General features: G+C 35.4%; 21 protein-coding genes and 1 tRNA gene. 8 read left to right on the top strand and 14 right to left on the bottom strand.

Translation table 11 applies throughout. The features are described from left to right. Positions 1–737: 737 nt before the first annotated feature. The 4 genes from DRF61_RS06360 to DRF61_RS06345 form a co-directional block, all read right to left on the bottom strand. Positions 738–1,628: a hypothetical protein gene (locus DRF61_RS06360; RefSeq protein ID WP_111955213.1), complete on the bottom strand. Its 891-nt coding sequence runs from the start codon at positions 1,626–1,628 to the stop codon at positions 738–740. 367 nt (positions 1,629–1,995) lie between these two features. After that, a complete protein-coding gene (locus DRF61_RS06355) occupies positions 1,996–2,895 on the bottom strand; it encodes a hypothetical protein (RefSeq protein ID WP_111955211.1) in 900 nt (299 codons plus the stop codon). Between the two features lie 406 nt (positions 2,896–3,301). Continuing rightward, positions 3,302–4,654: a tail fiber domain-containing protein gene (locus DRF61_RS06350; protein WP_157963366.1), complete on the bottom strand. Its 1,353-nt coding sequence runs from the start codon at positions 4,652–4,654 to the stop codon at positions 3,302–3,304. Positions 4,655–5,045: 391 nt separating this feature from the next. After that, on the bottom strand, positions 5,046–6,479 hold the full coding sequence (locus DRF61_RS06345; RefSeq protein ID WP_111955207.1) for a tetratricopeptide repeat protein: 1,434 nt from the start codon (positions 6,477–6,479) through the stop codon (positions 5,046–5,048). Positions 6,480–7,101: 622 nt separating this feature from the next. Between DRF61_RS06345 and DRF61_RS06340 the strand changes: the two genes are divergently transcribed. Both DRF61_RS06340 and DRF61_RS06335 read left to right on the top strand, forming a co-directional pair. Further along, positions 7,102–7,536 carry a transposase gene (locus tag DRF61_RS06340; protein WP_111955205.1) on the top strand — a complete coding sequence of 145 codons (435 nt, stop codon included), beginning with the start codon at positions 7,102–7,104 and terminating at the stop codon, positions 7,534–7,536. Continuing rightward, entirely contained in the window at positions 7,533–7,868 is a 336-nt protein-coding gene (locus DRF61_RS06335) for a helix-turn-helix domain-containing protein (protein ID WP_167409405.1), read from the top strand. Before DRF61_RS06340 ends, DRF61_RS06335 begins: the two co-directional genes overlap by 4 nt. A gap of 147 nt (positions 7,869–8,015) precedes the next feature. Here DRF61_RS06335 and DRF61_RS06330 read toward each other — a convergent pair. Further along, a tRNA-Gln gene (locus DRF61_RS06330) sits at positions 8,016–8,086 on the bottom strand. 99 nt (positions 8,087–8,185) lie between these two features. Between DRF61_RS06330 and DRF61_RS06325 the strand changes: the two genes are divergently transcribed. The 4 genes from DRF61_RS06325 (at position 8,186) to DRF61_RS06310 (ending at position 11,559) form a co-directional block, all read left to right on the top strand. Then, positions 8,186–9,214, top strand: a complete 1,029-nt coding sequence (locus tag DRF61_RS06325) for an AMP-binding protein (protein ID WP_111955203.1) — start codon at positions 8,186–8,188, stop codon at positions 9,212–9,214. 74 nt (positions 9,215–9,288) lie between these two features. After that, positions 9,289–9,681: an alternative ribosome rescue aminoacyl-tRNA hydrolase ArfB gene (gene arfB / locus DRF61_RS06320; RefSeq protein ID WP_111955201.1), complete on the top strand. Its 393-nt coding sequence runs from the start codon at positions 9,289–9,291 to the stop codon at positions 9,679–9,681. A 344-nt stretch (positions 9,682–10,025) separates the two neighbouring features. Beyond that, positions 10,026–10,406: a GreA/GreB family elongation factor gene (locus tag DRF61_RS06315; RefSeq protein ID WP_111955199.1), complete on the top strand. Its 381-nt coding sequence runs from the start codon at positions 10,026–10,028 to the stop codon at positions 10,404–10,406. A 181-nt stretch (positions 10,407–10,587) separates the two neighbouring features. After that, the gene (locus tag DRF61_RS06310; protein ID WP_111955197.1) at positions 10,588–11,559 is read left to right on the top strand and encodes a deoxyhypusine synthase family protein; all 972 of its coding nucleotides are present in this window, start codon (positions 10,588–10,590) and stop codon (positions 11,557–11,559) included. 229 nt (positions 11,560–11,788) lie between these two features. Here the strand turns inward: DRF61_RS06310 and DRF61_RS22780 are convergent, their stop codons facing one another. Further along, positions 11,789–11,935, bottom strand: a complete 147-nt coding sequence (locus DRF61_RS22780; protein WP_167409404.1) for a hypothetical protein — start codon at positions 11,933–11,935, stop codon at positions 11,789–11,791. A gap of 118 nt (positions 11,936–12,053) precedes the next feature. Between DRF61_RS22780 and DRF61_RS06305 the strand changes: the two genes are divergently transcribed. Next, positions 12,054–12,350, top strand: coding sequence for an MGMT family protein (locus DRF61_RS06305; protein ID WP_072922467.1), 297 nt, complete (start codon positions 12,054–12,056; stop codon positions 12,348–12,350). A 323-nt stretch (positions 12,351–12,673) separates the two neighbouring features. Here the strand turns inward: DRF61_RS06305 and DRF61_RS06300 are convergent, their stop codons facing one another. The 7 genes from DRF61_RS06300 to DRF61_RS06270 form a co-directional block, all read right to left on the bottom strand. Next, positions 12,674–13,057: a helix-turn-helix transcriptional regulator gene (locus DRF61_RS06300; protein WP_111955195.1), complete on the bottom strand. Its 384-nt coding sequence runs from the start codon at positions 13,055–13,057 to the stop codon at positions 12,674–12,676. Positions 13,058–13,429: 372 nt separating this feature from the next. Beyond that, the gene (gene htpG, locus DRF61_RS06295; protein WP_111955630.1) at positions 13,430–15,322 is read right to left on the bottom strand and encodes a molecular chaperone HtpG; all 1,893 of its coding nucleotides are present in this window, start codon (positions 15,320–15,322) and stop codon (positions 13,430–13,432) included. 123 nt (positions 15,323–15,445) lie between these two features. Beyond that, complete coding sequence (locus DRF61_RS06290) at positions 15,446–15,934, bottom strand: hypothetical protein (RefSeq protein WP_111955193.1); 489 nt, start codon at positions 15,932–15,934, stop codon at positions 15,446–15,448. Between the two features lie 144 nt (positions 15,935–16,078). Beyond that, positions 16,079–16,933: a helix-turn-helix domain-containing protein gene (locus tag DRF61_RS06285; RefSeq protein ID WP_111955191.1), complete on the bottom strand. Its 855-nt coding sequence runs from the start codon at positions 16,931–16,933 to the stop codon at positions 16,079–16,081. A gap of 75 nt (positions 16,934–17,008) precedes the next feature. Then, complete coding sequence (gene recA / locus DRF61_RS06280) at positions 17,009–18,013, bottom strand: recombinase RecA (RefSeq protein WP_111955189.1); 1,005 nt, start codon at positions 18,011–18,013, stop codon at positions 17,009–17,011. Positions 18,014–18,216: 203 nt separating this feature from the next. Next, a complete protein-coding gene (locus DRF61_RS06275; RefSeq protein WP_167409403.1) occupies positions 18,217–19,404 on the bottom strand; it encodes an oxygenase MpaB family protein in 1,188 nt (395 codons plus the stop codon). Positions 19,405–19,492: 88 nt separating this feature from the next. Then, a complete protein-coding gene (locus tag DRF61_RS06270; RefSeq protein WP_111955185.1) occupies positions 19,493–20,266 on the bottom strand; it encodes a LuxR C-terminal-related transcriptional regulator in 774 nt (257 codons plus the stop codon). Positions 20,267–20,695: 429 nt separating this feature from the next. Here DRF61_RS06270 and DRF61_RS06265 point away from each other — a divergent pair, with 429 nt between their 5' ends. After that, the gene (locus DRF61_RS06265) at positions 20,696–21,538 is read left to right on the top strand and encodes a hypothetical protein (RefSeq protein ID WP_111955183.1); all 843 of its coding nucleotides are present in this window, start codon (positions 20,696–20,698) and stop codon (positions 21,536–21,538) included. 78 nt (positions 21,539–21,616) lie between these two features. Here the strand turns inward: DRF61_RS06265 and gap are convergent, their stop codons facing one another. Beyond that, complete coding sequence (gene gap, locus DRF61_RS06260; RefSeq protein WP_111955181.1) at positions 21,617–22,624, bottom strand: type I glyceraldehyde-3-phosphate dehydrogenase; 1,008 nt, start codon at positions 22,622–22,624, stop codon at positions 21,617–21,619.

Genomic DNA, 22,624 nt, shown 5'->3' with positions numbered 1-22,624 from the left:
TGTCCTTTTTTTGTGCATTATTGTGATGTTTACTGAACTACAGTATTTAAGGAAAATATAATGTTATGGTGAATAGTTCAGGAGAAAAAATAACTGCTGCATGAAAATCAATTCTGCGGCAGTTATCATCATTGTGTATTTAGAATCGTTGTAAACATTCTGAAACAGGGAACATTATTTCATCATGAATACAATTGTTTAGAGAATACATAGAAATGTGCTTCTAAACAAGTTTTATAAGTATCCGGATAAGCCTAAGCATTTTCTGAACTTTTTTAGTTGATTAATGGTGTATACGGCAAAATATTTAAATCTGTGTCAAGTGATTATAGCATCCCCCGAAAGGGGCCGGAGTGTGGCTTATCTCCGGCCAATAACTAAACTCTTAGCCACAAAAAATATATTTTATAAAAATTTGTTTTGAACTTTAGAGGTACATATAAATTGTTTTAATTTTTATTTGTCATGATTAAAACTATAGTCCTTTAATAATTGCTATTGAGCTGTAAAGTTGAATGATCAATCCATTTATTCAAAAAAAACATCTATTACATGAATATTACATGAGTTGAATCAGCTGAATTTTCAGTAATAATTTGAATTGAGAATACTTATAACTGCGGTATGAAAATAATTTTTTTGCAGCAGTTGATCATCGTTGTATATTAGAACATTCTGAAATAGGGAACATTATTTCATTCATGAATACAATTTATTTAGAGAGTTATGGATAATCTTTATTTAACATAAACGTCTGCTCTGCCTACCGTACCCCAATTGGTAACAGCACCTACTCCTATTTCTCCTTCCCTTGAAACTTGTAAATTAAAGGTGTAGGTTCCAGGGTTCAGACCTGAAATGGAGTATGAGGTTGAATGATTAAAGCTTCTAATAGCTCCACTGAGCGAGACCCAGCTCATCATGTTTACTGAACCATATGTTGCCGTTGCTGTGCCTGTCTGAACAATTTGGAAACGCAATGTACCTTGGGCATTTGTTGTACCTGACCCTTCTCCAAAGCCTGTAAAATTTAATACTACTTTTCTCTGAGTGTATCCTGCCGGAACTATTACAGTAACCGCACTGCCACTTAATGTAGTATAGCCCGATGTACTTATTGCCTGAAATGCAATTACCGGTCCTTGATTATCCATACTGGCAAGCTCCCAATTATTAGCAGCAACGCTGGATACAACAACATCCAGATCCCATCCATTGGCCCCACTGGCTGTAAGCACGGCATATTTTCCCGGCTGCATCATAAAAGTATTATTTGCAGCTGCCATTCCTCCCGAGCGTATTATTTGTCCGGCCGCAGCTACTAATGTTAAATTGTTTGTCGTACTATTATTCTTGATATAGTATTTCCTGCCTCTAAAATCTGCAGGAGTACCATCGGTAGTAGATTTTGCAGGAAGGTTCAGAGTTGCGTCTGATGCCCCGGAAAAAGAAACATGGTAGTCCAGAATGTCAAGAGTACTTGTGCCTGTGATTTCCCGAAAATTGCCTTCAACAGATCCCTTTACATCTAAGGTACTGGAAGGTGTCGGGGTATTAATTCCTACTTGGGAGTGAGCGTTTACTGATAAAAATAAAATGCTCGCTAAAAGTAATAATCTTGTTTTCATTTTTTTATTTTTAATGGTTAAACTATAGTTTTTTTAATAATAGTTGTTGAGTTGCAAAGTTGAATGATCAATCTATTTATTCAAAAAAAGCACCTATTACATGAATATTACATGAGTTGAATTAGCTGATTTTTCAATAATCATTTGAACTAATTAATTGAGGATATTTATAAACTGCCGCTTCTGCAGCAGTTTATCATCATTGTGTATTTAGAATAGCTGTAAACATTCTGAAACAGGGAACATTATTTCATCGTGAACATCATTGTTTAGAATGCATGGAACTGTGCTTCTAGACGCAAGCCTATACATTTAATTGATTAATTGTAAAATATTTAGATTTCACCCAAGAGATCGTAAATGCTATTTAATCTTTAACATAAACATCTGCTCTACCCATTGTGCCCCAAAAAGTGGTTGTTATACCAGTTCCTGTTTCGTCTTCTCTTCTTACCTGTAAATTAAAAGTATAAGTGCCCGCCGCAAGATTCGAAATAGAATATACTACTGGATAAGCATAACGAACCAGAGCTGCAGAGCCTAATGCCCAAGAGGTCATCGCTGTTGAAGCATAGGTTGCAGATGATGTTCCTGTCCTAACAACCTGAAAACGAAAAGAACCAATAGCACTAATACTACCGGCGGCATCTCCCCAACCTGTAAAACTTAATACTACTTTTGAACTTGTTACGCCAGCAGGTACAGTAACGGTAACTGAACAACCATTTACAGTTGTGAAGGAAGCTCCGGAAGGTATAACCTGTGATGTAGGTACGGCAGGCCCGTTAATGTCAGAATTAGCCAGCACCCAGCTGTCGTTATATGCCGTAGCAACGAAGTCTAAATCCCATCCGTTCAATCCATTAGCGGTAAGGAACCCAAATTTGCCGGGTTTTAAATCAATTGTATTGGAAGCAGTTCCACTTCCTCCTAGGCGTATGGTCTGGCCAGAGGCAGCCGTTAAAGTCAGCTTGTTGGAAATGCTGTTGTTTTTTATATAATATTTTCTTCCCCTGAAATCTGCCATACTCCCATCTGTAGTAGATTTTGTAGGAAGGTTCAGAACTGCGTCTGTCGTACCTGAAAAAGAAACGTGATAATCTTTATTATCGAGGGTACTAGTGCCTGTAATTTCCCGAAAATTTCCTTCAACGGATCCCCTTATGTCTAAAGTGCTGGAAGGCGTTAATGTATTAATCCCTACTTGTGAGTAAGCATTTGCTGATAAAAATACAGTGCTTGCTAAAAATAACAGTTTTGTTTTCATTTTTTTTCATTCTTAATTGTTAAACTATAGTATTTTACTAATTGCTGTTGAGATGCAAAGTTGAATTATTGGTTTGTTTATTCAAAAAAAAGACCTATGACATGGATGTTACATTTTTATAATGTATTGATTTTCAATATTGTTATATGGGATTTGGGAATTGTGTAGCTATAAGGCCAAGCCTATAAGAAAGATTTTATTGTCTTAGAAAAGTTGAATTTTGTGAATAGTTTAATTTAGATAGGATAGACAATCTTTGAAAGCTATAGATCGATTACGAGTATATCTTTCAATTTGTGCTGTATACTTCATTCGATTTTTAAAAGATGGCTGGGATGAGGAATCCCAGCCAAATTAAGAGACTTAGAATTTATTTTAGTGAAAGGGTAGATATTTTAAGTTACCCTTATTTTTGTTTTTTTATTTCTGAAATTGCCTTCTTAAGTTCATTTATTTCAAACTGCTGCTGCTGTATAGCATTAACCAATATTTTGGTAAGGGCACTTTCGTCTAATTCCCTTTTGTCTGCCAAACCACTTTTTGCGGTATCGTCTATAACATTGATCATATAGGGGGCAACTTTTTCTATATCCTGCGCTATAAACCCTACATACTCTTTATTCAAATCTTTATATCCTGATTTTTCGTTGTATTTATAAGTAACAGGTTTAAGTTGAGTAATCACATTGAGACCATCTTTAAAATCAGTAATATCTTTTTTAACTCTTCTGTCTGAAAAAGTTCCCCAGCTTCCTCCACCGGGTTTATCTGCTGTCCCATTTACGGAAAGTGTAGAAGTAGGAGCATATGTGCCGATGCCAAGACGTCCGTTGTCTTGAAGCACCATAGTGGGAGCCTGATTGTTTATTGTTCCGGCATGGAACTGAAGAGTACTAGCACTGACTCCTAAACCGTAAAAATCATTTCCATCCGCACTGTTATAAACTGCTAGTTTCTTACTCAACGGATCCGCAATCCCCCCCATTGTAGGTCCCATATCAATGATGTTATGAGGGTTATTTGTATTAATACCTATTTGATGAATATTATTCGTGTACTTTTTAAGTACCATACTGGGAGCCTGATTATTTACTGTTCCGGCATGAAACTGAAGGATAGAAGGACTGACTCCTAAACCATAAAAATCATTTCCGTCAGCACTGTTATAAACTGCGAGTTTTTTACTTTCCGGATCTGCAATATTCCCCATTGTGGGCCCCATATCAATTACATTATGAGGGGTGGTTGTATTAATGCCTAGCTGAAAAAAATTAGTCTTATACTTTTTAAGTATCATAGCCGGAGCCTGATCAGATATTGTTCCGGCATGAAACTGAAGGACAGCCTGGCTTACCCCTAATCCATAAAAATCATTTCCGTCTGCACTGTTGTAAACCGCTAGTTTCTTACTCGACGGATCCGAAATATTACCCATTGTAGGTCCCATATCAATTACATTATGGGGATTGGTTGTATTAATGCCTAACTGATAAAAATCAGTCTGATATTTTTTTAATATCATGGCTGGTAAAGTGTTAGCAGGTGCAGAATTGACATGAAACTGCAGGAAACCCGGACTTACCCCTAGTCCATAAAAATCTGTACCATCTGTATTATCATAAACGGCCAATTTTTTACCTGCCCTATCAATTACACTGCTGCCAATTTTAGTGCCCAGATCAAGTGTACTATGGGGTTTGTCTGTTAAAATACCCACTTGGGAATACATACATACTGGCAGTACTAGTGCAACTGCCAAAATCGAAATTTTGTTTTTCATTTGTAAGGAATTGTTTTTTTATTATTGTGTTTTTAGAATCATTAGATTTTATCCATTCTCAATCATATGGGGTGAGATACAAATTTGAGTGATTGGACCGCTTATTCAAAAAACACACCTATTACTTGGGTGTTACATTGATTTAATGGGTTGAAAATCAGCAGGAAGTAATCTGAATTCTATCCAGGCAGGTAAAGAAAATAGTTTCCATATTCCAGTCTTGTTAACTGGAAAATATAGAAATGTGTTGAAAGTTGATACTGTTAAGATTTAAACACACATATAGACACCTATTAAGACTTTATCTCAAAGGGATAGCTAAATAGAGAAGACTGATATTATTGAATATTGGTAAGAGTCAATAAATATATTATTGATTATTCATATTTTTCATCCAGATGTAGATATCTTCTTCAGAAGAAATATTTAGCTTTTTTCTCAGCCTGTTTTTTCTGGTTTGTATGGATTGTGGCTGAACAAATGTATAAGTTGCTATGTCTTTAGAAGAAAAATTTAAAAACAGTAAAGCGCAAAATTTTAACTCACTATTTTGCAATTGTGGTTCTATTTGTAATAATTTTGGGAAAAAGTTAGGATAAACTTCCTGAAATCTTGTGAGAAATTCAGGGTCGTTATTTTTTGCAAGTCGTACCACCTCCTCAAAAGCAAGATTTAGTTGTTGATTTAACGCTTGGGTTTCCTGCTCTTTTACCCTCAAAATTTTATTTTTTTTACGCATTCTTTTTATAACCAATAGAATAAAAATAAGAATACCAAAAGCTCCAATCCATATAATATAGATCAGAAGCTTACTCTTGGTTTTTATTTCATTTTCTTTTTGGGTAACTAACTCTTTTACTGTATTTTCAATAGCGGGTTGTTTGGCATTGGCCAGGCTATCTTTAATAGATGTATATTTTTGAAAATATTTTTCCGCAGAGTCTTTATCACCTGTTTTCTTATACACATTGGAGGCTGCATTATATAACCATTGAACCTGGGTAATATTCTTAAGATTTTGTGCTAATGGGATTGCTTTTTGGTAATTGGAAATAGCTGAATCGTACTCTTTTTTATGCTCATGGATCAGACCTTTTACTTTATATAGCTGGAAGTTATAATTTCCGGGAATTTTTTTTGCATTGCCTTCAAGTGATTTAAGTTTTATTTCAGCCGAATCAATTTTATTTTCATAAACATCGATTTCAATTAACACTAAGGAATAGATCAATATATTTACTTTTGATTCATACGTTACCTTTCTATTATTCCGTAAAATAGTAAGTCCTTTCTTTAAATATAATCTGGAGGAATCCAGTTTGTTCTGATCCTTATAAACTATCCCCATTTCAATATATGCCGCCGACTTAAAGTATCTTGAGGTATCGATCGGGATTTCATCTGATAATGCGACAACGTCTTTAAATGAAGTAATAGCTTCCTGATAAAGCCCCATATTATAATAGTTAAAGCCTAAATATCTTTTAATTAAAATCTGAAATTCCGGATTATTGTCTGCGTATTTTTCATTCCTTGCCAGTTTAAGATATTCTAATCCCTTTTTATAATCTTTTGCATATGAATAACTGCCGGCAAGATGTAAATAACCTAACGCAATTCCTTTAGAATGGTTTATCCGTTTGGATTCCTTCAGTAAGAGAAGGTTTTTTTTTACATATTCATCAAATTTTCCTTCTTTACGTAAGGTTTCAACCTTATTATACTCCGCATCAATATACTGAGGGGTAATTTTTTGTTGAGCAAATATGAATAACGGGAAAAAGAAAATAAAAAGTTTCATCATTTTAAATGTTTTTATGTATTTGTTTTATTAGTGTGTTATTTCATTTAAAATAAATTTATAAATGTAAAATTAAATATAAAATGATTATTTATTTGATTTATTCTTAATGTTTTCATTCTTTCTTAACTGTTTGGCTAATACATAGTCTTCAATGTCAAGGTATGGTCTTTTAATAGAGCATTCATTTTTTGTCCGGCAATGTTATAGATTTAAGAAGACGGATGATTAAAATAGGGTATTACATAGGTGTTACATATTGTACATACTTGTTGTTTTCCGTGATCTTTATTTGCTGCAAGACATGAATGAGATGATCCAAAAAGCAGAATGTTTGTATTATAAGGGTCTGAAAAATAATATTTTGTATGGTTTGTAGCTAAAAATAAAAGACGTCATATATAAGTAAAGTCTGGTTTTTTGTTTCCCTTATTTTAATCATGTAAAATTGCAAATCCATCGAGCCTGACAGATACAATAAGATCCAGGTTCATCTCACCAGATAAAGTGGTACAACACTTTAAAGTATAAGTGAATCCATCAAAATCAAAAGTATAGTATTAATTTAATGCCTCCACTTATCAATTTTTATTCACAAATGGAGGCCTTCATTTAACTTAAAAATATGGGACCAGATCTTAAAGAGATATATGTCGGGCAATTAATTAGACAGAGAGTTTTAGAATGTAACATAAGTGTGAAAAGGATCTGTAATTTTTTTAAATGCCCTGAAGAGGATATTGAAAAAATGTACGAAAAACAATCGTTAGAAGCAGATATATTATTAAAGTGGAGTAAGTTATTAGAGTATGATTTTTTCAGGCTGTACTCGCAGCATCTTATTTTTTATTCGCCCCAGGCGTCTATGGAGTACAATAGCGGTGTTACACAACTTCCATCTTTCAGAAAAAATATTTATACAAAAGAGATCATTGAATTTATTCTCGATCTTGTAGTTGCCGGAGAAAAATCCAAAGCACAGATAATAAGAGAATATAAAATTCCAAAAACTACTCTTTACAAATGGCTTAGCAAATATGGTAATTCTAAAAAGTTATGAAAAATATGAATGATGCCCCTGATTATAAAAAGATTTATACTGATATTTTGGATAGAAAATATCCAGATAAAATATCTGTATGTCAAGTAATATTAAACAAGAAAATGCTTTCCACCTTAGATATTATAACACTGAATAAAATAATATTTGGAGAGCAGGATAAAGAAGCGGTCATTTTCAATCAAAAGCTTCGTTCTTACTGTGAACAAACGGTAAAGGAAATTATTGACTATCAAAAAGAATATAAACTCAACAACACCCAAGTCGCTATAAAATTTAAATTAAGTCGTAATAGTATTGCAAAATGGAAGAAAAAATATCAGGTCCTTTAATATGAGCAATGTTTTAATATATACCTCTGGAAACTTGTCTGTAAGAAAAACATAAGTAAATTTTTTTGAAATTTACTTCTTGTAAATAAGCATGTTGACCGGAAAAGAAAAACCACTTGAAAATCAAGTGGTTTTTTCTTCTGAATGTAGACCCACAGGGATTCGAACCCCGACTGACGGTACCAAAAACCGGAGTGCTACCGTTACACTATAGGTCTGTTTTATTTTGGTGAGGCAAATTTACAGCTTTTTTGTTTAGATACAAGAATTTTTTAAAGTTTTTTTTAAATTTACAACACTTTTTATCTACCCCAATCATGCTGATAGACTTCAATAATCTCAATATTAATAATTTATCCTTTCAAACAGATTTTGAACATAAAATCAAAAAATTTTTGGACGAATGGTTTTCTGATGGATCTACTGTAAAGGTTCAGACCTCAGGCTCTACCGGAACACCAAAAATTTTTGAAATCGAAAAAGAAAAAATGCTGAACTCTGCTGTAATGACCTGTAATTTCTTAGGCTTGAAAGAAGGAGATAAAGCGCTGGTATGCCTACCGGTTGAATATATTTCAGGTAAAATGATGGTAGTCCGTTCTATCGAAAGAAAATTAAAACTGATTGTTTCAGATCCATCCTTGAAACCAGTTGAGCATTTAAGTGAAGAAATTGATTTCTGTGCAATGACTCCCCTTCAGGTAGAAAACTCCCTGGATAAACTCCATTTGATCAAAAATCTGATCATCGGTGGCGCAGCTGTTTCCGAATCATTAAAAAGAAAGATAGCCCAAAATAAAAGAGTAGAAAGTATCCGTATTTTTGAAACCTATGGAATGTCTGAAACGCTTTCCCATATTGCTTTAAAGCAGCTTATGCCGGAACCGCAAGATTATTTTACGGCTTTCGAAAATGTATCTGTCAGCATAGATGAAAGAGGCTGTCTGAAAATCTATGCACCCAATGTTAACGCTGAAGTACTACAGACTAATGATTTAGTTGAAATTAAAAATGGGAAACAGTTTAAGTTCCTGGGACGTTTAGACAATGTCATTAATTCCGGAGGGGCGAAAATTTTTCCTGAAATACTGGAAACATTGGTAAAAAAAGAAATCACCAATGAAGCTGTTTTTATAGGTCTGAAAGATGAAAGCCTGGGCCAGAAGCTGATATTGGTGATAGAAGGATCAGAGTCAGTGGGTCTTATTGAAAAGATTGCCGGAATATCTTTTGAAAAAAGCTTTCACAAACCCAAAGAGATTATTTTTATCGAAGATATTCCACGAACACCGAACGGAAAAGTGAACCGGATAGAGCTGAATAGAATAATAGCCGAAAGATTATAAATTTTTGCCCGTTATTTGATGTACTTTAATTCCTGATTCCTGGCTCTTGAATCAAGACCTTTAAAATAAAAAACATGAAAGACTTTTCGAAAGAACTCAGTTTTAAAACATCCCGGAGCAGCGGAGCGGGAGGGCAGAACGTAAATAAGGTGGAAACTTCGGTGACCGTTCTATGGCTCGTTGCCGGGTCTGAATTCTTTAATGAGAATCAGAAGGAACTAATCCTTACTAAACTGAAAAACAGAATCAATGCAGACGGATATCTGTTTCTGACTGTTTCTGAAAGCAGAACCCAGCTGATGAACAAGAATAAAGCAATTGAAAAAATGATTGAACTCGTCAATAAAGCTTTAATTGTTCCCAAGAAGAGGCTGGCAACAAAACCTTCAAAAGGACAAAAGCAGAAGCGCCTGGATACCAAAAAGAAAATTTCTGAAAAAAAGGAGAACAGGAAATTTAAGTTTTAGATTTTAAATAAAAGGGTAGAGTAAAAAAGTAGTTTCTTTCACGAATCAAAATTTTTAAGTATCTTAGGGTATTATTAGTAATTTTAAGTATGGTAGCAATTATTTATTTATCCTCAGCGGACCGTTTTTCAGGTCTTTTGCTGTCGTTGCTGTATTTACATAGAGATTCTTTTCTTAAAAGTTCTAAGGACTTTATCAATTAAGCCCTGTCAGGATTCAGGACAGGGAAAATATTCCGATAAACTTTACGTATTATTTTTGCAGTTTTCTACAGGAAAAGGCTGTCTGCTATCCTGCATTGGATCATGGAATGACTGTATTCATTACCTTAAAAAATATAAAAAATGTCCAATCATATTATTGTAACCACCGGAATTTATGATGCTATAAAAGATACGCTCAGAAGAAAAAAAGTAAGCATGCCGGAGGAAAAAAGACTTGCTGAAGAATTGAGAAAAGCTAAACAGGTACTGAGAAGAGAGCTTCCTGCCGATGTAGTGACGGTTAACAGGAAAGTAACGCTTAAAGATCATACTCAGAATTTTGAACACGAATATATTTTCGTGGCTTCTTCAAAAGCTAAGCCGGTAAAAAACAAGTATTCCATTTTATCAGATATTGCGCTTGCTACAGTTGGATATAGAGTGGGAGATATCATTGACTGGCCTTTTAAAGACGGTGAAAGAAAAATTGAGATCTTAAAAGTAGAATCTTGTCACGGGTAATTCCTGTGTATCTATATTTGTTAGATGAAAGTACAGCTTCACGGCTGTACTTTTTCATGGGAAGCCTTATGGATAAAGCTATTTTTATCATTTGTTAAAAAAGAATGGTCAGGCAAGAGTTTCTTTAAGTACTCATGTCGCATTCCGTTTTTAAGTTTTATCTTTGCAAAAATTAAAAAAAATGAGCAAACCGATTTCTGAATTTATAGAGAAATATTACCTGCACTTCAATGCGGCTGCATTGGTAGATGCATCTAAGGGGTATGTTGCACATCTTAAAGATGGCGGAAAAATGATGATCACTTTGGCAGGTGCGATGTCTACTGCTGAATTGGGGAAAATCCTTGCAGAAATGATCCGTCAGGGAAAAGTTGATTTTATTTCTTGTACAGGAGCCAACCTTGAAGAAGATTTGATGAACCTTGTGGCGCACTCTCACTACGAAAGAGTTCCGCATTACAGAGATTTAACGGCGCAGGATGAGTGGGATCTATTAGAAAGAGGATTAAACAGAGTTACAGATACATGTATCCCTGAAGAAGAAGCCTTCAGAAGACTTCAAAAGCATATCGTGGAGATCTGGAAAGATGCAGAAGCTAAGGGCGAACGTTATTTTCCACACGAATTCATGTATAAAATGATCCTTTCAGGGGTTCTTGAGCAGTATTACGAAATTCCGAGAGAAAACTCATGGATGATTGCTGCGGCTGAGAAAAACCTTCCAATCGTAGTTCCGGGATGGGAAGATTCTACCATGGGTAACATCTTCGCTTCTTACTGCATCAAAGGTGAGCTTACAGCAACCACTATGAAATCAGGAATCGAATATATGACCTATCTTGCTGACTGGTATACTAAAAATTCTGCCGGAAAAGGAGTTGGGTTCTTCCAGATCGGAGGAGGTATTGCAGGAGATTTCCCAATCTGTGTGGTGCCAATGTTGTATCAGGATATGGAAATGCATGACATTCCTTTCTGGTCTTATTTCTGCCAGATTTCGGATTCTACAACATCTTACGGTTCATATTCAGGAGCAGTTCCGAATGAGAAAATCACTTGGGGTAAACTGGATATCACGACACCGAAATTCATCGTTGAAAGTGATGCTACGATCTGTGCACCATTAATGTTCTCTTATATTCTGGAAAATTAAGAATAAATTTCTTTTAAAATACCAACGCTTCAATTCATTTTGAAGCGTTTTTTATTTCCCATTCGTCATTGCGAGCGAAGCGAAGCAATCTCACTTAAAAATGAAGTTTGAACTTATTCTTAAAGTCTTATCTGACTTTAATGTTTCAAAATAAACTATTAAGAAAAAGTTTAGCAGTTAAGATCATTAAGAGATTGCTTCGCTTCGCTCGCAATGACTTACTTGGAGATCAGTCAAGAGAATTCACCAGCACAAAGTATCGGTAGGCCAGAATTCCTTTCTCTATTTTACTCAGTTTGTTCGGATCTTTATTGCTCAACTTTGGGAGCAACTTTTTATTGACTGTATTCAGCAGCCGGAAAAATGATTTTTTCATATCTTTATATTTACAATCAGACATTATTGAATGTTTGAGAATTCAAAAATGATGCAGAAAGATGTTTAAAGTTTATTTAGACTCTATTTTTCATAACGATAAAGCAGGTTACTTGACTATGGATGAAATTTTTAAACAGCAGATTTACGAGATTACAAGGCTTATTCCAAAAGGAAGAGTTTCTTCTTATGGTGCCATAGCTAAGGCAGTAGGTTATCCTAATCATTCCCGTCATGTAGGGAAGGCGATGGGAGGATGCCCGGAAGATGTCCCGGCACATCGTGTCATATCCAGCTCAGGCGTATTATCTGTTCCCGAGTTTCAAAAGAGACTGGAAGCAGAAGGCATTACCGTTGAGAATTTAAGAATAAAAGATTTTAAAAAGCTATTCTGGAATCCACTTGAGGAAATTTAGGATTAAATTGTACAGTCTGTTAAGAATTTACAGTTCAGACACCTGTTTTTAATTGTAGATATTAAAGGACTTCGGTTCATAAATGAAATAGGACTTATAAATTTAGTTTCCGGCGGCGAAGCCGCCGGAAACTAAAAAACGGCCATTCAATGTTTCAATTGCCAAAAGTCGTATTATTCCCCTTCTTTGAAAGACTGGATTTTTGCCTGTAAAAAGATGGTATAATTAAAAATATTCATAATAAAAAAGCCTTGAATACTTTTGAATAGGCAAGGCTTTTAAATTTATATGTGAAAAACAGGCTGATTTTTAAAACAACAACCTTATTTTCTTCCTTTCGGTGTTCTTAATTCTTCTTTTAATTTTTCATTTTCCTCTTTCAGCAAGGCAATATAATCCTGCAGGTTCTGAATAATAGAAGTTGAAATATTATGAAACTGAGTGATCACTCCTGATGATGATGAAGATTGATCATTGTATACAGGATGATTATTATTGATCACGACTTTTGCTTCTTCATCCTCATAAATATCTTCTACTGAAACATCCAAAAAACGGGCAATCTTTTCCCATTCATCCCTTACGATCTTTACATCACCACTTTCCTTCCTGCTGTAGTTGGATACATCAGTCGCGATAATATCAGCTATCTGCTGTTGAGTATAGCCTTTTTGTTTTCTGATAACGCGTAATTTTTCTTTTTGCATATCCTACATTTTATACAAAAATGGAAAAAAAGCACAATGTGTACAATAAAAAAGAGAAAAAATATGCATTGAACTGTGGGATTTAAACAAAAATGCTGGAAAAGCTTATAATATCAAGCTGGCTAGGGGTTTTACTTTAAACCATTAAGGCTATTATTAAAATTTTACATTACTTTCTTTTAACTAAATGAGATTGATTCACTTTCGTCTGAAATGACAAGAGTTTACAATTTTATCGAATGAAATCTTTTCACCTTAAACAGTTTTAACTTTGCTTTAGCCCAATCTTTGATTAAATAATTTCACGAAAGCTGTACATAAAAAAAGCTGTTCCCATTGAAGAACAGCCTTATTCATTTCTGTATTATTTTATTATTTTTCCAACTGCTTATAGCTTCTCTGGATAAAATCTGTCAGGTCTTTTCCTTTCAGCAGGTTCTGTGAAAGTTTGGCCAGATCAAGAGCATATTTAATAAGCGTTTCCTTTTCCTCAGGATTTTCTGTCTTTAAAATTTGGTTCGAAAGCTCGCTGTTAGAATTCACCACAAGATTATACATCTCTGGGAAGCCTCCCATTCCGAACATACCGCCTCCTCCGGTTGCCTGCATTTCCTTCATTCTTCTCATGAATTCCGGCTGCGTGATTGTAAACGGAGCATCATTGCTGTCTAGATCTTCAAGCTGTACAGTAAATTTGGCATCCTTTACGGCCTCTTCTACATCTTTCTTCAAAGATTCTTTTTCAGTTTCATTTAATTTGGAAATAACTGGCTCATCTTTTTTGATGAGGTTATTGATATGGTCTGCGTCCACTCTTGCAAATGAGATCTTTTCTTTTGAAGTTTCCAGTTTCTGAATAACATGGGAGATCACAGGTGAGTCTAATAACAGAACGTCATAACCTTTATCGTTAGCTGCCTGAATATAGCTGTGCTGTTCATCAGCATTCGTTGCATAAAGGATTACTGTATTGCCGTCTTTATCCGTATGGGCAGGCTGGATTTTTTCAATTAATTCATTCCACAGGAAATACTTTCCGTCTGTGGTAGGATATAGTGTAAATTTATCTGCCTTTTCTGCGAATTTATCTTCCGTGATAATTCCGTATTCGATCACGATTTTAATATCGTTCCATTTTTGCTCATAATCTTCACGGTTTTCGTTGATCAGGGAAGACATTTTATCGGCAACCTTCTTAGTGATGTAAGACGAGATTTTCTTCACTGCACCATCAGCCTGAAGGTAAGAACGCGAAACGTTCAGTGGAATGTCCGGAGAATCTATTACACCTCTCAGAAGCATCAGGAAATCAGGAACAATACCTTTCACTTCATCTGTTACAAATACCTGGTTTTGGTATAACTGGATTTTATCCTTATCGATATTTAAATTGTTGCTTATTTTCGGAAAGAATAAAATTCCGGTAAGGTTGAAAGGATAATCAACATTCAGGTGAATATTGAATAAAGGTTCCTCAAACTGCATTGGATACAGTTCGTGGTAGAACTTCATATAGTCTTCATTCGTCAGCTCGCTTGGCGCAATGGTCCATGCCGGAGTAGGATTGTTGATGATATTATCTACTTCCTCGGTTTCTGCAACAGCATCTTCCGGAGCATCCTCAGGTAATGGAAGAGTATGTGTCCTTGTCCCGAATTTAATTGGAACAGGCATGAATTTATTGTATTTTGATAGCAATTCACGGATTTTAGCTTCTTCTAAAAATTCCGTAGAATCTTCTGCAATATGGAGAATGATCTCAGTTCCTCTGTTAGTTTTATCAGTAGTTTCCTCAAGGGTAAATTCCGGGCTTCCGTCGCAGATCCATCTTACTGCAGGGGCATCTTTGTAAGATTTTGTGATGATCTCCACTTTTTCAGCCACCATAAATGCTGAATAGAATCCAAGACCGAAATGTCCGATAATTCCTGCATCTTTTGCCGTGTCCTTATATTTTTCAAGGAATTCCTCAGCTCCGGAAAAAGCAACCTGATTGATGTATTTTTCAACCTCTTCAGCAGTCATCCCGATACCCTGATCGACAATATGAAGTGTTTTATTTTCCTTATCAATTTTAACTTCAATCTTCGGATTTCCGTATTCAACCTTTGCTTCCCCGATGCTTGTTAAATGTTTTAGCTTTAAGGTAGCATCCGTTGCATTGGAAATAAGCTCTCTCAGGAATATTTCGTGGTCACTGTAAAGAAATTTTTTAATAAGCGGGAAAATATTTTCCACAGATACATTAATATTTCCTTTAGTCATAATAATTTTTGTTTTTAAATTTTCTATGTAAGCCTCAAAAAAAATACCATGAAAAAGAATGTGACAGAATGACATTGATTTGTGAAAAATTACTTTAAAATCTGAGGATTTAGCAACAAGAATTTATAATGACTTATTAATTCTCCTTTGTTTCCTAAACTGAAAGACAGAACCTATAATAAACAGCACAAAAAGACCAAGAAGTGTCTGTCCGATGATTGCGTCCGTAGGTGCTTTAGCTAACGGGTGTCCGAGCGGAACACGCGTAAAAGTCTCATTAACGGTAGGAACCAGCGATAAGAAAAAACTGAAGGAAAGAAGAAAGGTCTCAATAAAACGGGCTTTGTTGTTTCCTGCTCTTTTTCTATGAAGAAAATAAGCCGCCACTATTAAAATGACAATGAAAAGGGCAAAAATATGTCCCGGGTTAAATCCTCCATGTTTAGATAATCCCAAAGCGGTGAGTGAAGTGATCAGCGTAAGGTAAAAATAAATTTTTCCGGCGGACGAGCTCAGATCAATTTTTCCTTTTTTTATAAAATCTGTAACAGCTGCTACAATAGCAATAATACCTATCACGGTATGAAAAATTCCCAAATACGATAGTCCCATAATTAATTTTTTTGAATGTTGAATTACTGTTGACAAAATTGCAACAGAAACAGAAAACAGATTTTGTAAATAAGCTCAATTATCTGTCTGTTTGGTTCAAAAAACTTTATAAAATATGTGGAAAGTCGGTTTTGATAAAAAAGTTTAATCTTCCTTATTTACCTTCGAGCGGTAATTTGTGGGAGAAGTATTGTATTTGTCATGAAAGCTTTTGGTAAAATTGGCTAAGTCATTAAATCCGCATTCAAAAGCAATATTGGAGACACGTTCATCGGAAAGCAGTAATAATTCAGCAGCTCTTTCCAGTCTTTTGGTTTTAATGTAACTGGCGGGAGAATTATTATATAACTTTTTAAACTCTCTCTTAAAAGAAGAAATGCTTAAATTGGTTTTATGGGCCAATTCTTCAATACTTACCGGTGAAAATAAGTTGTTTTCTATAATTTGCCTGAACGTATAAGATGTGGGTGAGAAAAGCTGGGATAATATGGCCTGTATGGTTTCTGCCTCTTGTGTCTGTGACAGCAGAAGAATGATTTCCTTTAGTTTCAGGATCAGGATCTCTTCATTGATCAAAGCCGGATTCTCAAAATAGAAAAGCAGTCCTTCAATATATTTATGAATCAGGAAATCATTGTTGATTTTTCCACTCAACTGGTTGGTTGCTTTGTTGCCTGGCTGGAGTAGGACAGGAAGCTCTCTTTCGTAAATTTTCTTTAATATATCCGGATGGAAGGTTACAATCACAACTTCGCCCTTGCTGTCAGCATTTGAATTATGGATATGATTTCCGGAATTGATACAGTTGAGTAATAACGAATGTCTGGTAGGAATATCGGTATGAATATCATTAAACTGATATTGTATCTCACCTGTCAGCATATATAAAAAGCAGGCCTGCTCAGCAACCGGGAAAGTAAATTCAAAAGGAGATATTACATCTACTTTCTGAATGAATGTCTTCCCGAACAGATCAATTTTTTTATAATCAGTAATCATTTATTTCAATGTGTTTTGGCAGGCGTATAAAGTTAAAAAGAAAAACGATCTGAATTTCAGACCGTTTTCTATTAATTATTTCTTGTTTTTCAATTCTTCCTTGATCTTGTTTTCCAATTCTTCAGCAAGCTCAGGATTGTCTTTTAAAACATCCTTCACCGCATCACGCCCCTGACCAAGCTTTGTCTCCTCATAGCTGAACCAAGAACCGCTTTTCTTTACAATTCCCTGTTCTACAGCCTGATCAAGAATTTCTCCTGTTTTGGAAACTCCCTCACCGTACATAATATCGAATTCAGCCTGCTTGAAAGGAGGTGCTACTTTATTTTTTACGATCTTCACTTTTACACGGCTTCCGATAGCTTCATCGCCATTTTTAATAGGCGCACTTGCTTTTCTGATATCTACTCTTACGGAAGCGTAGAATTTCAATGCATTACCCCCAGTAGTGGTTTCAGGATTTCCAAACATCACACCGATTTTTTCTCTCAATTGGTTGATGAAAATTACGGTACATTTCGTTCTTGAAATGGTAGCCGTCAGTTTTCTCAATGCCTGAGACATCAATCTTGCATGAAGCCCCATTTTAGAATCTCCCATTTCCCCTTCAATTTCCGCTTTTGGAGTAAGGGCTGCTACAGAGTCAATAACCACAATGTCAATCGCTCCCGAACGGATCAGGTTATCAGCGATTTCCAGAGCCTGCTCACCGTTGTCAGGCTGAGAAATGATTAAATTTTCAAGATCAATTCCCAGTTTCCCTGCATAACCTCTGTCAAAAGCGTGCTCTGCATCAATAAATGCGGCAATTCCCCCTGCTTTTTGAGCTTCTGCAATAGCATGAAGCGTTAAAGTTGTTTTACCGGAAGATTCAGGTCCGTAGATCTCAATGATTCTTCCTCTTGGATATCCACCTACTCCCAGAGCGATGTCTAATCCCAAAGATCCGGAAGGAATAACTTCAATGGTAGTATCAATCGTACTGTCACCTAATGTCATTACAGTTCCTTTTCCGTATGTTTTATCTAGCTTGTCAAGCACTAATGCAAGTGCTTTTTTCTTATCGTCTATGTTGCTCATCTGTTGTTAAAATAATTGTTCAAAATTACGGAATTTTAATGTCAAAAACTAATATTATTTAGTGTGAAAAACGGTTTTTAGCGTTAAATAATAATAATTTTTTGAGACTGATGTTATTCATTACGAATGGAATGCAGAGTTTTATGATTCAAAACATAAAAATATTTTTTTTCCGTTTAATGTACTTGCAGTTCAGTATTCTTTTAATGAAAATTTGAATTTTTAGTAACTCTAAGATAGTCTTCCAGCACTTTCATCTGATCTTTATTTCCCTTTTTTATTCTTATGTCCCGGCTTATCAGGTTATCATAAATTTTGTTGATGATCATTTTGGTTTTAGGAAACATTTTCCGGTTGGAAACCTCAGGGATCTGCAGTCTTTTACATACCTCGTCATCCAGTAGAAACCATGTGCAGCAAATATGCAGGTATCTCAGATTTTTCCTTTGAAATTTGAATTTTAAGATTGGATTTTCCAGAGATTCATTCAGTAAAGAATGAGCCAGCAAAATAGAATCTTTATCTGATGGCGGCTGTACAGAAGTCCACAGATAAAAATATTCTGTTGCCTGTTTTTTACTGTCGGGAAGAAGCTGCTCAGGAATTCCAAGTAAGTATCCGACATATTTCCACAAATGAAAAATTCCTTTTTCCTCTTCTTCCGAAAAAGTATTTCCAAGTTTTTGAAGGCTATGAAGAAAAACAAGACTAAACCCTATATAAGTAGCCATCATATCCCATGAGTTGATCGGTTTGCCCCAATTTTCAGTATCCCATTGCTTATAATGTTTCTTTATCGAAAGTCTTGCGTAAGAATGGATCAGGCGGGTCTTAATAGCAAATTCATAACCCTTCGCATGAATTTCAAGTGCATCATACCGCGTTGCGTTGACCCAAAAGTCCAGTGTTTCTGAAAGACGTTTTACAGCACCTTTTTTCAACGCCTCTGTGGCTGTGAGAGGCTTATTAAGATAGGCATAATCATAACCGCCAATCAGGCAGTAATCTCTTAATGAGATGAGCGAGTCAATGTTGCCTCTCATACAGAGTTCTGCGCCGCTTTTCAGCAGGTTGAAATCAAGCCAGTCGGGAATCTTCTGGGTTTGGCTGAAAAGTTTTTTTACGCTTTCAGGAACGTCGTCCGTTTCGGAGACTCCATTTCGTATATAGCCTTCAATTTCTCTTGAGGCTTCATGAAATTTTTTGGTAAAATAAACATCTTTTACCACTTCATCTCCCACCTCATCCACATGATAAAAATAGCGTGAAAACCTTTCAAAGTTCCTAAAACTCACTTCAGCTCCTGAAAAGTCGATGAGTTGTTTTCCGTTTCCCTTTTCCCAGAAATGCTTGAAGTGAGGCGAATCTTTAAAACGCGGCTGTATAATCATATTTTCCATTACTATTACTATAAAAATACAAGTTTTACACCGAAATTTCCTGGTGAGATTTGTCAGTCCTTATTAAGAGTTGAAGATATTAAATAAGTCCTCTTTCAAAGGCTTTTTTTACAAGTTCTTTGCTGTTTCTGGAACCTGTTTTCCGTAAAATATTTTTTCTGTGTGTACGGACTGTATGTTCAGACAAGATTAGTGCCTGGGCTATTTCGGGTCCGGAATATCCTTTGGTGATAAAGGCAAGAATCTCCATTTCTCTTTTCGTTAAATGCTCAGAAAAATTCTCCGGTTTCGAAAAGGAATCCAGCTTCACCTGGTGAAAATCATTTCTGGGACCTATACCCGAAACCAAAACGGTATAAGGATTTTCTTTTGTAATATGATGAATGTTGGTGTGAATGTTTATAGCCTGCACAGGAATTCCGGTTTCATCCTCCAGGGTGATAATGGACTGATGATGGAACAACTCATAATTCCCTTCTGCTGTTTTCATTCTGAAACAATAGCTGCCCTTAATGTAGAGTTGATGCTCCAGACCGATCTCTGTCATTTTGTTAATAAGGACCTGTTCGGCTTTCATTACAAATTCTATATCATCAGGATGGGTAAGGTCAATAACATCTTTCAAATTTTCCGGGTATGATGAAAGACCATGAAGCTTCAGAATGTTCTCATGATGGTGAGAAAGTGTACTGTTTGTAAGATTCAGTGCATAATAATAAAATTCTCCTATAGCAAACATTTCACTAATGATGCGCTCTATAGGTGGTTTATCCAGGATCTTCCTGTCTCTTCTGACGCCGGGGTATGTATTCCAGACTTCTATGAGAGGATGTTTTTTTTCTGAGCTTTCCATGAATAATTAGTTTTAGCTAAAATAACTAAAATACTTACAAAATACCACAAAAGGGGGATTTTTTTACACTGATAAAATGCTAAACTTTGTACTAGCTAATAACCATGGCGGCTCAATTTTTTTGTTCCGTTTTGTTTTATGATTTATTTTTTTCCATAATTTATTTTAATTAGGAAAATAGTAAGTCTCGGAGCATTAAATTCTATACACTGTTTATTCGAAGTTAATTAATGAATGTTATAAAAACAGTTTACTCTTTTCTTTTTTAGTTGTTTGAAAATGATAAACTAATAGCCTCTCGTTGCTGGAGAGGCTTTTTCTTTTGTAATATATTCCATCAAACATTGCTCTTTTTGATACTCAAAATCACCCGAACGGGTAATTTACTTGTATTCATGGAATTTTAAACTTTGTAGAAAACTAATAGCCATGAAAACTTATTTATTAAAAATTCTTGCTTTTGTAATTTTTATGCCCTCAATTTTTTTTGCACAAATAAAAGTCGAAGTAAGAAAGGAAATTGGAGAGAACAGTAAAAAGGAAATCAATAGAACGATTACTATTGATCTGTCTGTTGAAATCGACAGCGTGGAAATGCTTGTTGAAAAAGGAAATTATAAATTATATATACCATCCTCGCAGCTGAAAAGTCTGGTCATTAGAAAGAAAGCTATTGAGTATGAACCATTGAAAATGGAGACAAAGCAAAAAGACAGTACTAAAAGCTTGCATGGTGAAAGTGACGTAATTGCAGAATTGATTTTTAGAAGCAACACTCAGTATATTCTCTTTGTTGGGGTAACAGGGGAAGAGAAAATAAGGAAGTATATTATAAAAAGTGAATCTGACTGGAAATGGACGACTTCCTTCGGAGCAAATGCTGTTTTTCTCACAAGCCGCTCAAGGTTTACTTCTGTAAATAATGTAGTAGCAGAAAACAAGGATGGGAAAATGATGGATCTTACGCCTAGCATTATGTTTACCTTTATGAATAACCAGCGAAATTTTTCTCCCGGATTTACAGGTGGTTTAGGCTTTGATTTTGAAGAGTTGTCTGTTTTTGCCGGTGGTGCGCTGGGAATTGGACAAAATATTATTCTAACAGCAGGTATTGCCGTGCACAAGCAAAACCGTCCTAATACAGATTATACAGTGGGACAGGCAATCGACACCTCAGTGACATCGGATAATCTGAATAAAATGCAGTACAGAGTGAATCCTTTTGTAGGAATATCTTTTAGGTTTGATAAAAATCCATTTGTAGCCAAGTAATAATTTGATAAAGTCATAAAAACAAAAAAACCTTCCCATCGGGAAGGTTTTCATTATTTATTGCTAATTGCTCATTATTTATGATAAAGAAGCAGCGTGTACAAGCATATCTACCAACTTGTTAGAATAACCCATTTCGTTATCATACCATGAAACAAGTTTTACAAAGTTTGGAGAAAGCATGATACCGGCATCTTTATCGAAGATAGAAGTTCTCTTATCTCCTACGAAGTCCTGAGAAACTACTGCATCTTCAGTGTATCCTAAGATTCCTTTCAATTCACCTTCAGAAGCAGCTTTAATTACTGAACAGATTTCTTCATAAGAAGCAGCTTTTTCAATTCTCACTGTTAAATCTACTACAGAAACGTCAACAGTTGGTACTCTGAAAGACATACCTGTTAATTTTCCGTTTAATGAAGGGATTACTTTTCCTACCGCTTTAGCAGCACCTGTAGAAGAAGGGATAATGTTGTTAAGAGCAGCTCTACCACCTCTCCAGTCTTTCATTGAAGGACCGTCAACTGTTTTCTGAGTTGCCGTTGTAGCGTGTACCGTAGTCATAAGACCTTCAACGATCCCGAAGTTATCGTGGATTACTTTAGCTAAAGGAGCTAAACAGTTGGTAGTACAAGACGCGTTAGATAAAATTTTGATATCGTCAGTAAGTTCTTTGTGGTTCACACCCATTACGAACATCGGAGTGTCGTCTTTAGATGGAGCAGAAAGGATTACTTTTTTAGCACCGGCATTAATGTGAGCCTGAGCAGAGTCCTTAGATAAGAAAAGACCTGTAGATTCTACGATATAGTCTGCACCGATCTCATTCCATTTTAGGTTGTTAGGATCTTTCTCAGCAGTTACTCTGATTCTTTTTCCGTTTACTACAAGATCATTTCCTTCTACAGAAACTTCTCCCGGGAAGATACCGTGTACAGAATCATATTTTAACATGTAAGCCATGTATTCTGCGTTGATTAGGTCATTGATTCCTACTACTTCAATGTTATCTCTTTCAGTCATTGCTCTGAAAACAAGACGTCCAATTCTACCAAAACCGTTGATACCTACTTTGATTGTTGACAT

The sequence above is a fragment of the Chryseobacterium lathyri genome (genome assembly GCF_003290185.1).
Taxonomy (GTDB): Bacteria; Bacteroidota; Bacteroidia; order Flavobacteriales; family Weeksellaceae; genus Chryseobacterium; species Chryseobacterium lathyri.
The sequence above is the reverse complement of the archived record's forward strand: the minus strand, read 5'-3'. Positions and strand labels throughout refer to the sequence as shown.

Excerpts from the sequence above, each read along its gene's own strand:
- DRF61_RS06360 (WP_111955213.1), bottom strand. The coding sequence starts at position 1,628 with ATGAAAACAAGATTATTACTTTTAGCGAGCATTTTATTTTTATCAGTA.
- DRF61_RS06355 (WP_111955211.1), bottom strand. The coding sequence starts at position 2,895 with ATGAAAACAAAACTGTTATTTTTAGCAAGCACTGTATTTTTATCAGCA.
- DRF61_RS06345 (WP_111955207.1), bottom strand. The coding sequence starts at position 6,479 with ATGATGAAACTTTTTATTTTCTTTTTCCCGTTATTCATATTTGCTCAA.
- DRF61_RS06340 (WP_111955205.1), top strand. The coding sequence starts at position 7,102 with ATGGGACCAGATCTTAAAGAGATATATGTCGGGCAATTAATTAGACAG.
- DRF61_RS06335 (WP_167409405.1), top strand. The coding sequence starts at position 7,533 with ATGAAAAATATGAATGATGCCCCTGATTATAAAAAGATTTATACTGAT.
- DRF61_RS06325 (WP_111955203.1), top strand. The coding sequence starts at position 8,186 with ATGCTGATAGACTTCAATAATCTCAATATTAATAATTTATCCTTTCAA.
- arfB (WP_111955201.1), top strand. The coding sequence starts at position 9,289 with ATGAAAGACTTTTCGAAAGAACTCAGTTTTAAAACATCCCGGAGCAGC.
- DRF61_RS06315 (WP_111955199.1), top strand. The coding sequence starts at position 10,026 with ATGTCCAATCATATTATTGTAACCACCGGAATTTATGATGCTATAAAA.
- DRF61_RS06310 (WP_111955197.1), top strand. The coding sequence starts at position 10,588 with ATGAGCAAACCGATTTCTGAATTTATAGAGAAATATTACCTGCACTTC.
- DRF61_RS22780 (WP_167409404.1), bottom strand. The coding sequence starts at position 11,935 with ATGAAAAAATCATTTTTCCGGCTGCTGAATACAGTCAATAAAAAGTTG.
- DRF61_RS06305 (WP_072922467.1), top strand. The coding sequence starts at position 12,054 with ATGGATGAAATTTTTAAACAGCAGATTTACGAGATTACAAGGCTTATT.
- DRF61_RS06300 (WP_111955195.1), bottom strand. The coding sequence starts at position 13,057 with ATGCAAAAAGAAAAATTACGCGTTATCAGAAAACAAAAAGGCTATACT.
- htpG (WP_111955630.1), bottom strand. The coding sequence starts at position 15,322 with ATGACTAAAGGAAATATTAATGTATCTGTGGAAAATATTTTCCCGCTT.
- DRF61_RS06290 (WP_111955193.1), bottom strand. The coding sequence starts at position 15,934 with ATGGGACTATCGTATTTGGGAATTTTTCATACCGTGATAGGTATTATT.
- DRF61_RS06285 (WP_111955191.1), bottom strand. The coding sequence starts at position 16,933 with ATGATTACTGATTATAAAAAAATTGATCTGTTCGGGAAGACATTCATT.
- recA (WP_111955189.1), bottom strand. The coding sequence starts at position 18,013 with ATGAGCAACATAGACGATAAGAAAAAAGCACTTGCATTAGTGCTTGAC.
- DRF61_RS06275 (WP_167409403.1), bottom strand. The coding sequence starts at position 19,404 with ATGATTATACAGCCGCGTTTTAAAGATTCGCCTCACTTCAAGCATTTC.
- DRF61_RS06270 (WP_111955185.1), bottom strand. The coding sequence starts at position 20,266 with ATGGAAAGCTCAGAAAAAAAACATCCTCTCATAGAAGTCTGGAATACA.
- DRF61_RS06265 (WP_111955183.1), top strand. The coding sequence starts at position 20,696 with ATGAAAACTTATTTATTAAAAATTCTTGCTTTTGTAATTTTTATGCCC.
- gap (WP_111955181.1), bottom strand. The coding sequence starts at position 22,624 with ATGTCAACAATCAAAGTAGGTATCAACGGTTTTGGTAGAATTGGACGT.